This is a genomic window from Nonomuraea sp. NPDC049709, from assembly GCF_040674815.1.
Lineage (GTDB): Bacteria > Actinomycetota > Actinomycetes > Streptosporangiales > Streptosporangiaceae > Nonomuraea.
Map to the genome: position 1 here is coordinate 81,445 of NZ_JBFANM010000007.1, position 12,762 is coordinate 94,206.

The following is a 12,762-nucleotide window of genomic DNA, read 5'->3' on the forward strand; positions in this document are numbered from 1 at the left end:
TATGGTGTCAAAGACCCGACGCGCGAGCACAGGAGGCCGTTGTCATGTCCAGTTCCGTCATCGTGGCCGGAGCTCGCACCCCCATCGGCAAGCTCCTCGGATCCCTCTCCGGCCTCCCGGCCGTCGAGCTCGGGGGCATCGCCATCAAGGCCGCCCTGCAGCGGGCCGGGGTCGCTCCGGAGGCGGTCGAGTACGTCATCATGGGCCAGGTCCTCCAGGCGGGCGCCGGCCAGATCCCCTCCCGCCAGGCCGCCGTCAAGGCCGGCATCCCGATGACCGTCCCCTCCATCACCATCAACAAGGTCTGCCTGTCGGGCCTCGACGCCATCGCCCTGGCCGACCAGCTCATCAGGGCGGGCGAGTTCGACATCGTGGTGGCCGGCGGCATGGAGTCCATGACCAACGCCCCCCACCTGCTGCCCGGCCTGCGCAAGGGCGTCAAGTACGGCGGCTCCGAGGTCGTCGACTCGATGGCCCACGACGGCCTGTTCTGCGCGTTCGACCAGTGCGCGATGGGCGAGTCGACGGAACGCTACAACGCCCGGCTCGGCATCGGGCGCGAGGAGCAGGACGCCCTGTCGGCCCGCTCCCACCAGCTCGCCGCCGCCGCCATCAAGAACGGCGTCTTCGAGGAGGAGATCGTCCCGGTGGAGATCCCGCAGCGCCGCGGGGAGCCGGTGGTCGTCAAGGAGGACGAGGGCGTGCGCGGGGACACCACGGCCGAGACCCTCGCCAAGCTCCGCCCGGCCTTCGCCGCCGACGGCACGATCACCGCCGGCTCGGCCTCCCAGATCTCCGACGGGGCCTGCGCCGTGGTCGTCATGTCGAAGGCGAAGGCGGAGGAGCTGGGCCTTCCGTGGCTGGCCGAGATCGGCCGCCACGGCAACGTGGCGGGCCCGGACGCGTCCCTGCAGTCGCAGCCCGCCAACGCCATCAAGCACGCCCTGGCCAAGCAGGGCGTCACGGCCGACGCCCTGGACCTCGTGGAGATCAACGAAGCCTTCGCCAGCGTGGTGCTCCAGTCGGCCAAGGAGCTCGGGATCCCGCTGGACAAGGTCAACGTCAACGGCGGCGGCATCGCCCTGGGACACCCGATCGGCGCGTCGGGGGCCCGGATCGTGCTGACTTTGGCGTACGAGCTGAAGCGCCGGGGCGGCGGGCTGGGCGCGGCCGGGCTCTGCGGCGGCGGTGGCCAGGGCGACGCCCTCCTCATCACCGTCCCCAAGCCCTGACCACAAGGGACGCTTCGCACCACGGGATTCCTTCGCCCCCCCGAACCCCGCGCCCACCCGTTGCCCGGGTTACCGGCACGCCCCTACGCCTGCCCTGATCGGGCCTCGCCCTGATCGGGGCGCGTCCTCGGGGGCTCGCGGCGTCGCCATGAGCCCCTCGGGCGACTGGGCTTCGAGCCTCCTCACGCTCCCCGGACGCTGACCGGCGTCACCTGTTCCCGACCCCTCGCCGGAACCGGCCGTCGCCCGGTCATTCCTCATTGATCGTCTGATCACCACCGGCCTGATAGATCCGTCCCTGCCCCGACGCCTCAGCCCGCATCTGCACGTTGGTCGCCCCGTCCCCCGTCGAGATGACGCCCGAATTGTCACCCCCGATGGCCACGGACCTCGACCCCGACGCCGAAACGTCCGGCTTGACCTCGGCCTCCTGGACAGGCTGGTCGCCCGCCCGCTCGCCGACCACCCCGTAGACGGCGATGACCAGCCCGATCAGAGCGACGAACACCCCGATCACACTCGCGAGCTTGTCGGCATGCTCCAGCCCCACCCGCACGAAGTAGACGCCCAGTCCCGCCATGGCCACCACGGCGACCACGACCCCGCCCCACACCAGCCTGCGCTTGCGCATATCCGCATCATCGACCGCACGATGAGCGCGCACAACGCGAACGGCGATGTGCGCATCGCCGGCCCGGCCGCCGGACCTCGCACGTGCCCCCCATCGAGCCATAAACCAAGCTCAGAGCCCTACACCCCGCCACAATCGGAAACCGCCCCCAGAAACCGGGCAGTCGATCGCGGCCGTCTTCGGCCGCCGCTTCCATGGGATGACATGACCGTCACCCGGGAGAATGAACAGGCTCGCCCTCCTCGGGGCGCGCCGAGTTCCGTCAGTTCACGTACGGAAGCGTTGAATGCTTCCGTACGCACGATGCTCAACGAGCGAGTTTTCGGCGTCGTTGCGAAACTGGCAGCGCACCGACAGTCACGTGCGGCGAAAAGCCCGCCGCGAGGCGAAATCTCCCCCGTGACAAAGGAGCCGAACCGGCCCAGCCAGCAGTTCGGCCTCGCCCGGGTAGAGCTCAGGCAGGCGGAAAGCGTGCTCAAGAGAGGAAGGTGGTCGGAGGCTTATAGCACCATGGCCACGTATGGGCGGGGAGACTGGTCACGCTTCACATGCACGGACACGGCGATGACGGCGGTGAAGGACGTTGCATCGCGCCACCGCTTCGGCCCGCATAGGCGTGCACCATAGAAAGGGACGCCGTGCGTCCGGAGGCACGATGGCACGCCTTCGCGGGGCCATTACGGAAACGCCCATTTCCCCTTTTATGTCGCACAATATTGTTATTTTGCGGTGATAAAACTCTGCCAGGATCCTTCAGTCAAGATCAATGAGAGGAATCCTGTGAGACTGTTAACTAGGGCCGGGCACCGGATCAGTGCGCTGGTGGCCGTTGTCGCCCTGGCTTCCGGCGCGTTCGCCTCGGGTGCACAGGCCGCCCCGAAATCGATAGTTTTCGGGGCCGCTTCCGCGTCGCCGAAAACACACACGGGCGCCTGCCCGGTGACCGTGACGCTGTCCACCACGGTGAAGGTGAAGGCGCCTGTCGCGCTGAAGTACCAGTGGACCTTCAGTGACGGTGACAAGAGCAAGATCAAGACGTATCGGATCGGCGGCAAGGGCGTTAAAACCATCCGTCTGTCCACGTCGCTCAAGGTCGGTGGCGATGCCACCGGCTGGGGTGCCGTCCGTGTGGTCAGCCCGGCGAAGAAGACCTCCCAGAAGGCGTCGTTCGCCATCACCTGTAACGGTGGCGACGAGAACACCGGCGACGTCTGGGACAGCGTGAACACCTCCATCGAGTACGTCGAGGCCAACGCCACGCCCACGCCCACGCCGACGCCCACGTCGAGCCCGAGCCCGACCTCGAGCCCGTCTCCGACTCCGACCGAGACCGAGACCCCGCTCCCGAACCTGGTGCAGAAGGCCCGCATCGCCTTCGAGCGCACCACCGCGTCGAAGTGCCCGTTGACCTTCAAGCTCCACGGCCGGCTTGAAGGGATCCCCGCGGGCGCGCAGTCGATTCAGTACCGCCTCGTCGGCGCCAAGGACTGGAAGACGCTCAACGTGCCGGCCGAACACGGCCCCGTCTACAACGCCGTGCTTGAGACGCTGAGCTGGGACCAGGAGTCGACCACGTACTCGGTGCAGATCGAGTTCAACCAGGCCAGCAGGCTCAAGACCAACATCATCTACTACTTCGAATGCGCCGGGCCGAAGGCGAGCACGCAGATCGGCGTCGCCGCCGCCGACATCAAGCGCGACAGCTGGGGCAACGGCCCGCTGGCCGAGCTGGTGGCCGACGCCATGCTGGAATCGGTCCAGCCCGTGTCCGGCGCGCAGATCGCCCTGGTCAGCAAGTACGCGGTCCGCTCGCCGAACGCCGAGATCAAGAAGGGTCCCGTCACGTACGAGCAGTTGTATGCCACGCAGCCGAACGGGCTCCACGTCGATACCTGGTCCATGAACGGCTCCCAGCTCAAGTGGCTGCTGGGGCACGCGACCAAGGAGCGGGGTGTGCTGACCCCGTCCGCCGGGCTGCGCTACACCCTGGCGAACGGAGAGGTCACGAAGATAACGCTGAACGGTGCGCCGGTGACCGACACCCAGGTGATCAAGGTCGCCGCGAACTACATCCTGGCCGGCGGCTGGGAGGGTTTCCCGCAGTGGAAGTGGCCCAACAACAGTGTGGCGCACAGTGGGCCTGATGACCGGGGTGCGCTGGGGTCGTACTTCGCGGACCACTCGCCGGTCAACGCTCCCAAGGGAGACCGCGTCACGGTTCTCGGATGGATTTCCTAGTCCGACAGCCGCCAATCGCAGTGCGAGCTGGTAACGGGAAGTCAGCACGATAAGAGCAGCCGCTCATGATCATGTCTGTGTGAAGGATGCGAGATCAGGAGCGGCTGCCGCCCTCGACGTAGAGGCCGCGCGAGTACAGCGGAACGAGGAGGTGGCCGCGTTCGCCTGACGTGAACCGGCCGACCTGCAGACCACGCGCCTCGGGGAGCGGGTCTCCGCGATCTGACGCCGCTGGACCTGTGCACTGTGGCTCAGCGGCGTACGGCTCCTGACAAGGCCGTCATCACTCGGCGTAAACGAAGTGTTGCCATATCATCACTCTGCGTGTGCATAATGGAATCACACCCACCAGAAAGGCCCATCCGCCACACAAACATCGTCAACTCCATATGCCTCGTCTCCCCTCCGGAAGCACCGGTTCGAGCGGAGGATCAAGTCGATGTCCCCCGACCCCGGCCGCAACGTCCCCTCGCGGTCGTTCGAGATGCCCACCCCCTACCAGCCCACCCCCGCCCGCCTGAGCCCCCATGCGGACGCCGCCCACGTGCACTCCCTCGCGTGGGCCCGGGGGATGGGGTTGTTCGACTCCAAGGACCGGCGGGGGGAGGGGGTCTGGGACGAGGAGCGGTTCGACTCCATGCGGATCCCGCTGATGGCGGCGTACTGCCATCCGGACGCCGGCCCCGAGAAGCTGAATCTGGTCTCCGACTGGTACGTCTGGACGTTCTGGTTCGACGACCACTTCGCCAGAACCTTCAAGCGGCCGGGCGCCCGGCAGCAGGCGAAGGAGTACCTGGACAGGCTGCTGCGGTTCACGCCGGTCGGCTCCGCGGTCACGCCGTCCCCGGCGAATCCCGCCGAGCGCGGGCTGGCCGACCTCTGGGCGCGTACCTTCCCCGGCACGTCGACCGGCTGGCGGCGCAGGTTCGCCGGGAGCACGCAGAGCCTCGTCCAGGGCTGCCTGCGCGACCTGGAGAACATGCGGGACGGGCGGGTGCCCAACCCCATCGAGTACTTCGGGCTGCGCCGCGCCTCCGGTGGCGCCCCCTGGTCGGCGGACCTGGTCGAGTACGCGATCGACGCCGAGGTGCCGGACCGGATCGCCGCTACGCGGCCGGTCCGGGTGCTGCGGGACGCCTTCTCCGACGGCGTGCACCTGCTCAACGACCTCTACTCCTACCGGCGGGAGATCGAGGAGGAGGGCGCGGTCGACAACGGCGTGCTGGTGCTGGAGCGGTTCCTGCGCTGCGGCACCCAGGAGGCCGCCGACCGGGTGAACGACCTGCGCACGTCGCGGTTGCGGCAGTTCGAGAACACGGCGCTGACGGAGCTGCCACCGGTGGTGGAGGAGTGCGGGGCGGATCCGGGCGAGAGGGGGAGGATCGTCCGGTATGTGCAGGGGCTGCAGGACTGGCAGTCCGGGTCGTGCGAGTGGCATCGGCGGTCCAGCCGGTACGCGGCGTCCGAGCGGGCGCCGGTCGGCCGGGCGCCGGGCGTACCGGCGGAGCTCGGGGCGCCGGCCTCCGCGCTGCGGTCCCCGAACGGGGTGACGCCGGGTTACCCCTTCCGGCTTCCCGCGTTCGACATGCCGTGGAAAGTGAGCGTGAATCCGCATCACGCGGGAGCCCGGGCGGCGGGAAAGGCGTGGGCGTGCGAGATGGGGTTCGTCGGGCCGCCGGGCGGGCTCTGGTCGGGCGAGAAGTACGACGCCATGGAATTCGCCAAGTGGTGTGCGATGACCAGCCCGTCCGCCGCGCCCGAATATCTGGAGCTGATGGCGCTCTGGTTCACCTGGGTGGTGGCGCTCGACGACTATTTCATCGCCGAATACGGTGCGCGCCGGGATGTCGCGGGCGCCCGGGTCTTCGTCGAGCGGCTGGCCTGTTTCATGCCGTTGGAAGGGGACGAGCCGGTCCCGGGGAACTGTGTCGAGCGGGGGCTGGCCGACCTGTGGGGCAGGACGGCGGAACGGCTGCCGGCGGCGCGGCGGGAGGCGATCCGGCGCGAGGTGCTGCTGCTCGCCGCGGGCAATCTCTGGGAAATGGGCAACAGCGTGCTGCACCGGGTCCCCGACCCGATCGACTACATCGAGATGTCACGAATGGCGAAGGGGGTGGCGGGTCTCGGGGCCCGGCTGGTGCTGCTGGTCCAGCAGCTGGACATCTCCGAGGAATTGCTGGACAGCCGGTTGATGCGCGAGCTCGTGAACGCCTATGCCGACCATATCGACCTCACGAACGACATCATTTCCTACCGGCTGGAGACCGAGGCGGAAAGGCACTTCAACAACGGCGTCCTGGCCGTACGGAACTTTCTGCGCTGTGGCCTCCAGGAGGCCGTCGACATCGTCAACGACCAGCTCACGGCATGCGTGCACAATTTCGAGCGCATCGCCGGGGAGGAGCTGCCGGGGGACGCGGCCGACGTGGCGGCGTACGTCGAGAACCTGCGCCACTGGATGAGCGGCAACCTGGCCTGGCACGTCGGCAACAGCCGCTACGTCGACCTCGATCCCGTCGCCGGCGTCATGCCCCTCCCCAGAGTGTTGTCGACCGGGCACGCCAGTGCGGCGCCCCCGCCCAGCGACCAGGGCATGCAGCGGCTCGCCGGGATGTAAAGAATTATTGACATGGTGTCTGGATTACTTTACATTATGCAGGCATGGCACCCGAAGAGAAACGCGCATGGGTCATGGTCGTGGTCTCCGCGGTCGCGTACGTGACGTACGTGGCGATCATCCTCGGCCGGGCGGGGGCCGTCCCGCTCGCCGAGGTGCCCTATGCGGCGATCCTGCTGTGGACCGTCGGCGCGGCGATCGTGGCGGGGATCGTGCTGCACATCGCGGTCACGCTGATCTGGCGCGACCAGATCGGCAAGAAGGACCGGCGCGACAAGGAGATCAACCGGTACGGCGAGTACGCCGGGCAGTGGTTCCTCGTCGCGGGCGGGGTGGCGGCCATGGTCATGGCGATGGCCGAGCTGGACCACTTCTGGATCGCCAATGTGCTCTACCTGGCGTTCGTCCTGTCGTCCGTCCTGGGTTCCGTGCTGAAGATCATCGCCTACCGCCGGGGTCTGCCGTCATGGTGAAGCCCACGAAGGTCACGAACTCGATCCGCGCCCTGCGTTTCGCGCACGGCGAGATGACGCAGGCGGAGCTGGCCGACCGCATCGGCGTGACCCGGCAGACGGTCATCGCGATCGAGCAGGGCCGCTACTCGCCCTCCCTGGAGATGGCGTTCCAGATCGCCAGGGTCTTCGGGGTGCCGCTCGACGACGTGTTCCAGTACCCGGACGGCTGAGGGAAGCCCCACGCCCGGGTACGACGATGCCCCGGCCCACCAGGAATGGGCCGGGGCTTCGTCACGCCACACTTCGGCCCGACCAGGAATTCGGGCCTGAGTGTCGCCGCCCCCTAAGGGGGCATTTCAGCCCGGCCGCGAGGGAGGTTGCGGCCGGGCTGCTTGTGGACGGTCATGAGGCGAGGAAGCGGGCGAACACCGAGCGGTGGCGGCGCTCGGAAGGCCGGTTCTTGCTCGCCTCGCGGACGCGCCGCTGCTCGGCGGCGGCCTGCCGCAGCTCGGCGGCGTGGTGTTGCATGACGCTGTATTCGAGTTCGGCGTTCATCCGAGTGCTCCTTGGAGTCCTTGTGCGTTTCCCTGCACTCTCAAGACTCCGCCTAAGGCCCCCTCCGGCACATCGGGCGTATGCCTTATCTCCGGGCATAGGCGCAGATAGGGAGGTACTTAGGAGGGTGCACATGGCGCCTAAGGCGCAGGTGAGCACGCCTAAGGCTCGTCGGTGAACTTCACCGTGACCTTCGTGAAGCCGAGCGACCTCAGCATGCCCGACAGCATCGCCTTGGTGTTGGTGTCGGCCCGCGCGCGCAGGTCGCTCGCCACGGCCGCCTCGGTGATCTTCTTCTCGGCCAGGAGATAGAGCTCCCGCTGGTCCCCGGGCGAGCCCGACAGGAAGTCCTGCACCCGGTCGAGCAGGCCGCGCTGCTGCGCGAACACGTAGGAGCGGCTGTTGTCCAGGTTCGGCTTCTCCAGCTGGGCCCGCGGCAGGCGTACGGTGGCCTCGGTGCGGTCCTCCGAGACCGTCACCCCGTTCGTCGCCATCGCGGAGAAGTCGACATAGGCGTCCACCCCGCCCGCCCCGACGAACAGCGTGCGCGTGCCCTTGACCGCGTCGGGCAGGAAGTTGGCGTCCTTCTCCAGGTCAACGACCACCTGGAAGTTCCCCGTCGCCGCCTCGAACCTGCTCAGGTCCTTGATGGACTGCAGGAGCACCGGCTGGCTGCGGTCGAGGGTCTGCTCGCCGAGCGGGTTGAGCCAGGACCAGGCCAGGCGGCCGCCCACCACGAGCAGGACCGCCAGGACCAGGAAACCCGCCACATATCGCCACCTGCGACGCCGCCCGGGAGTCACCTCGGGCAGCGTCGTTCGGGAAGTCGTCATGCGAGCATGACTACCCGGTGGTCGATCATCAGTGCCAGCCGTTTGGTGACATCTTCGGTCCCGGGCCGCCGCCGTGGCCGTGCGGCGCGGCCCCGCGCGAGTGCCCGCGCGGGGCGGCGGGCCCGCTCGCCGACATATGCGCTGCCGGCGCAGAGCCCTTGGCCGCGACAGAGCCCTTGGATGCGACAGGCCCCTTGGCCGCGACAGTCCCCTTCGACGTCCCGGAACTGGCAGCCGTCCCGGTGCCCTCGACGGACCCGGGAGCGGCCGAGGCCCCGGAATGACGGGCAGGGGCGCCGGGCTCCGCCGGCCTCCCTGCGCCACCCTGAGCTCCGGCGGCGCCGGGCGCGACCGAAGCGTTCGACGTGTCGGAGACCAGCACCGGCCAGCTCCTCCCCGACGTGTCGGGCGCCCAGCCCTCCGCCGGGTCGGCCGGAGCCCACCCGGCGACCGGCGCGTCCGTGGTCCAGCCGGTCTCGGGCGTCCGCGGCGCGGACCCCGATCCGGGCACGTCCGGCGCCGAGTTGGCCGACGTGGTGGCGCTCGGGTCCGGATACACCGGGTAGACGTGGCTCGACTCCGGGGTCGGCCGCGCGGACGGCGCCACCTGGGAGTGCCCGGGCCCGCCGCCGAAGTGCGTGCTCGACAGCCTGCAGCCCTGGAAGTCGCTGTAGAACATGCGCAGCCACTCCCTGCGCTGGTGCTCGCTTAGCGAGGAGAACCACGCCGTCGCGTACTGGTGCTCGGGCAGCGGCGTCCCGGGCAGCGGCTCGCCGCGCAGCCAGGCCACCACGATCTGCCGGTAACCCTCCGCGACCGTGCTCTGGCACCTGGGGGCCAGCGACTCGATGTACTCGTACGCGGCCTCCTCCGCGAACCCGGCCGACAGGTCGGGCACGTGCACCGGCGCCAGCCCGTTCGACGGCTTCAACGCGTCGTCGAGCGGCCGCTGCTCCACCCGCGTGAACGCGGCGGGCGTGCCCGCCAGCCGGGAGGCGATCTGCGTGAACGCCGCCCCGAGCTCGGTCAGCCCGGCCCGCATCCCCGGATGCACGCACACCGTGATCGGCCACTCCTGGCAGCTGTACGCGATGTCCACGGCCGCGGCCGGCTTCGCCTGCGTCAGCACCCGCGACACGCCCATGCCCGCGGCCAGCACCGCCAGCAGCGCGCACGCCAGCACCAGGGCCTGCCTGGTCACCAGCGCCGCCCACCCGAGCAGCAGCGCCGCCGTGATGCCGAGCAGCCAGATCGTCTGGTCGAAGAACGGCGCCCCGTTCAACCCCTGGAACAGGTCGTACGGCTCCCCGGTCCCCGGCGCCAGCTTGTCGGCCCACCCGCGGTCGTCGGCCAGCCAGGAGAACAGCCCGTAGCAGGCCAGCCCGGCGATCGGCGGTGTGTACGGCCGCGGCAGCACCCAGCCGGCCACCCACCCGATCACCGAGTACAGCGCCAGCCCCGCCATGCCCATCCCCAGCCCCGACAGGCTGAGCCGGCCCGCCTGGTCGGTGAGCACCGTCTTGACGGCGAGCACCAGCACCGTGGCCCCGAACGACCCCAGCACCACCACCACGATCGCCAGCGGCGCCTTGAGCGCCCGCCACGTCGTGAGCGAACGGCCGCGCAGCGCCCGGCGTTTGCGCAGGGCCACCCAGGCGGCGAAGGCGGCCGCCACCGGCCCGGTCAGCCGGAGCGAGCCGATGACCGCGGCCACGATGTTCTCCCACGCGTCTACGCCAGGGATCAGGACGTTCCACGCCGCGACCAGGCCGACAGCCAGCAGTACGGCAACCGTCACGGCCGCGCTGTGCTTCAGCTCCTCTCGTGAAACGCCCGCGTGCTCACGCACCCTTTTTCCCGTTGAAGTTCATCAAGCACCCCCCGTGCCCCTCGGCAAGGCGGAAGCCGATCGGTCCGAACCCGTCCCCACAGGCCCTTGGACTTGGCATCCGCGTCACCATACGTACGAGAACCATAACTGAGCGTGATGATTGATGTCCGTATTCTTGGTCAAGCGAAGAGGCCTGTCGCTGAGAGTAATCAGACGAACCGGGACGACCGGCGCGCTACCGTAGCGCTGTGTCGCAGCCGAAGCCGCTCAACCTGCCGTTCGATCCCATCGACCGCGCCGCGGAGAGCTGGCGCGCTCACTTCGGACCTTCCGCCGCCATGGCCGCCGTTACCTCGATCATGAGAGCGCATCAGATCCTGCTGTCGCAACTTGACTCGCTCCTGAAGCCATACGACTTGACCTTCGCCAGATACGAGGCCCTGGTCCTGTTGACCTTCAGCAAGACCGGCGCGCTCCCGCTGTCCAAGATCGGCGAACGGCTCATGGTCCACCCCACCAGCGTCACGAACACGGTGGACAGGCTGGAGAAGTCCGGGTTCGTCTGCCGGCTGCCGAATCCCCGCGACGGCCGCGGCGTGCTGGCCGAGATCACCCCGGCGGGCAGAGACGTCGTGCGCCGCGCCACCGCCGACCTGATGGCGGCAGAATTCGGCCTCACGATGTACGCCGAGGACGAACTCCACCAGATGTTCGACCAGTTGCGCACCCTTCGCGTGGCGGCGGGTGACTTCCCGGCCTCGTCCATGCGGCAAGATGAAGGGCATGGCGGACTTCTCTAGGCCCGGGTCACTCTACGGAGCTATCGACCTGGGCGCGCGCAAGCAGGCACTGGAGGCGCAGGCCCGGCGGGACGCGGCAGGTCCCCAGGCGGCCTCCTCGGCCTCGGTCGTCGACGTGACCGAGGAGACGTTCACTACCGACGTCATCGACCGGTCCATGACGATGCCCGTCGTCCTCGACCTCTGGTCTCCACGGGCGCCGGGCAGCGCCCAGCTCAGCCCGGTGCTGGAGAAGGTGGTCGGCGACCTGGGCGGCAAGGCGATCCTGGCCAAGGTCAACGTCGACGCCAGCCCGCAGATCGCCCAGGCGCTGCGGGTGCAGGCGGTGCCGACCGTGCTGGCGATCTTCCAGGGCCAGGCCGTGACCGGCTTCCAGCAGGTGCTGCCCGAGCAGGAGGTGCGCCGGTGGCTCGACGAGCTCATGGGCGCGGTCGAGCAGTTCTACCAGGCCAACCCCGACGCCCGGCCGCAGGCGGGGCCCGATGAGCCGGAGGCGCCCGCGGGGCCGCCGGCCGACCCCGACCTGGTGGCGGCCGAGCAGGCCATCGAGGCCGGCGACCTGGACGCGGCGATCGAGGCCTACCAGCGGCTGCTGGCCCGCGCGCCGGGCGACGAGGACGCCAAGATGGGGCTCGCGGGCGTCAACCTGATCAAGCGCACGGCCGACGCCGACCCCGCCGACGTGCAGCGGCGCCTGCAGGACCCGGCCGACATCGACGCCCAGCTCCTCGCGGCCGACCTCGAGATGATGTCCGGCTCGGTGGACGAGGCGTTCGCCCGGGTCATCGCCGTGGTCAAGCGAACCTCGGGTGACGAACGAGATCGGGTCAGGCGACACCTGCTCGGACTTTTCGACGCGTTGCCCGCCGAAGACCCATCTTTGGCGAAAGCACGTAGAGCATTGGCGAGCGCCCTGTTCTAGCCTGGGAATATGCGGGTCGTCACAATATCGGCGACATACGGCACGGCCGGCAGCCAGATCGGCCCGGCCGTGGCCGAGCGACTCGGCGTGCCCTTCGTCGACCGCGCCATCCCCAGCGCCGTGGCCCAGGAGCTGGGCTGCACGCTGGAGGAGGCGCTGGCCCACGACGACCGCGCCGAACACGGCCTCGGGCGGCTGTTCTCGGGCGCCATGCGGCTGCCGACGGTCACGTTCGGGGGCGTGGACATGTACGTCCCGGGTGCGCTGCCGCTCGCGCCCGAGGAGTTCGTCCGCCGTACCGAGCGCATGCTCAAGGACATGGCCCGCAACCAGGGCGGCGTGTTCCTGGGCCGGGCGGGGGCGGTGGTGCTGGCCGACCACCCCGGCGCGCTGCACGTCAGGCTCGACGCCCCGGTCAAGCGCAGGATCCGGCAGACGGCCACGCTGGGGGAGCTCAGCGAGCGTGAGGCCCGCCGGATCATCGAGGACAACGACCGGGCCAGGACCGCCTACGTACGCCACTTCTACCGCGCCGATCCCGGGGATCCCTGTCAATATCATCTGGTCCTCGACAGCACCACGATTCCGGTCGTCACCTGCGTCGAGCTGATCGTCCTGGCAGCCGAGGCACTGGATTGACCAAACGCC

General features: G+C 69.2%; 12 protein-coding genes. 8 read left to right on the forward strand and 4 right to left on the reverse strand.

The window, feature by feature from the left end; translation table 11 throughout:
• Positions 1-44 precede the first annotated feature (44 nt).
• Positions 45-1,232, forward strand: a complete 1,188-nt coding sequence (locus AB0J69_RS08820) for an acetyl-CoA C-acetyltransferase (protein WP_364114449.1) — start codon at positions 45-47, stop codon at positions 1,230-1,232.
• A gap of 250 nt (positions 1,233-1,482) precedes the next feature.
• On the opposite strand, the gene AB0J69_RS08825 is transcribed toward AB0J69_RS08820, so the two are convergent.
• The gene (locus tag AB0J69_RS08825) at positions 1,483-1,863 is read right to left on the reverse strand and encodes a hypothetical protein (protein WP_364114452.1); all 381 of its coding nucleotides are present in this window, start codon (positions 1,861-1,863) and stop codon (positions 1,483-1,485) included.
• An 822-nt stretch (positions 1,864-2,685) separates the two neighbouring features.
• On the opposite strand from AB0J69_RS08825, the gene AB0J69_RS08830 reads away from it, so the two are divergent.
• The 4 genes from AB0J69_RS08830 (at position 2,686) to AB0J69_RS08845 (ending at position 7,403) form a co-directional block, all read left to right on the forward strand.
• Positions 2,686-4,101: a 5'-nucleotidase gene (locus tag AB0J69_RS08830; protein WP_364114454.1), complete on the forward strand. Its 1,416-nt coding sequence runs from the start codon at positions 2,686-2,688 to the stop codon at positions 4,099-4,101.
• A 439-nt stretch (positions 4,102-4,540) separates the two neighbouring features.
• Positions 4,541-6,718: a germacradienol/geosmin synthase gene (locus tag AB0J69_RS08835; RefSeq protein WP_364114456.1), complete on the forward strand. Its 2,178-nt coding sequence runs from the start codon at positions 4,541-4,543 to the stop codon at positions 6,716-6,718.
• Between the two features lie 44 nt (positions 6,719-6,762).
• Positions 6,763-7,191, forward strand: coding sequence for a hypothetical protein (locus AB0J69_RS08840; RefSeq protein WP_364114458.1), 429 nt, complete (start codon positions 6,763-6,765; stop codon positions 7,189-7,191).
• Complete coding sequence (locus tag AB0J69_RS08845; RefSeq protein WP_364114460.1) at positions 7,185-7,403, forward strand: helix-turn-helix transcriptional regulator; 219 nt, start codon at positions 7,185-7,187, stop codon at positions 7,401-7,403. Before AB0J69_RS08840 ends, AB0J69_RS08845 begins: the two co-directional genes overlap by 7 nt.
• Before the next feature lie 172 nt (positions 7,404-7,575).
• Here the strand turns inward: AB0J69_RS08845 and AB0J69_RS08850 are convergent, their stop codons facing one another.
• From AB0J69_RS08850 to AB0J69_RS08860, 3 genes are all read right to left on the reverse strand, one after another.
• Positions 7,576-7,728, reverse strand: coding sequence for a hypothetical protein (locus tag AB0J69_RS08850; protein ID WP_364114462.1), 153 nt, complete (start codon positions 7,726-7,728; stop codon positions 7,576-7,578).
• Positions 7,729-7,889: 161 nt separating this feature from the next.
• Positions 7,890-8,561: a DUF4230 domain-containing protein gene (locus AB0J69_RS08855; RefSeq protein WP_364114464.1), complete on the reverse strand. Its 672-nt coding sequence runs from the start codon at positions 8,559-8,561 to the stop codon at positions 7,890-7,892.
• Between the two features lie 28 nt (positions 8,562-8,589).
• Positions 8,590-10,359, reverse strand: coding sequence for a hypothetical protein (locus AB0J69_RS08860; protein ID WP_364114466.1), 1,770 nt, complete (start codon positions 10,357-10,359; stop codon positions 8,590-8,592).
• Between the two features lie 281 nt (positions 10,360-10,640).
• On the opposite strand from AB0J69_RS08860, the gene AB0J69_RS08865 reads away from it, so the two are divergent.
• Genes AB0J69_RS08865 through AB0J69_RS08875 form a run of 3 tightly spaced genes read left to right on the forward strand, consistent with a single transcriptional unit; the run spans position 10,641 to position 12,753 of the window.
• On the forward strand, positions 10,641-11,192 hold the full coding sequence (locus tag AB0J69_RS08865) for a MarR family transcriptional regulator (protein ID WP_364114468.1): 552 nt from the start codon (positions 10,641-10,643) through the stop codon (positions 11,190-11,192).
• Complete coding sequence (locus tag AB0J69_RS08870; RefSeq protein ID WP_364114470.1) at positions 11,176-12,114, forward strand: tetratricopeptide repeat protein; 939 nt, start codon at positions 11,176-11,178, stop codon at positions 12,112-12,114. Before AB0J69_RS08865 ends, AB0J69_RS08870 begins: the two co-directional genes overlap by 17 nt.
• A gap of 9 nt (positions 12,115-12,123) precedes the next feature.
• On the forward strand, positions 12,124-12,753 hold the full coding sequence (locus AB0J69_RS08875; RefSeq protein ID WP_364114472.1) for a cytidylate kinase-like family protein: 630 nt from the start codon (positions 12,124-12,126) through the stop codon (positions 12,751-12,753).
• Positions 12,754-12,762 lie beyond the last annotated feature (9 nt).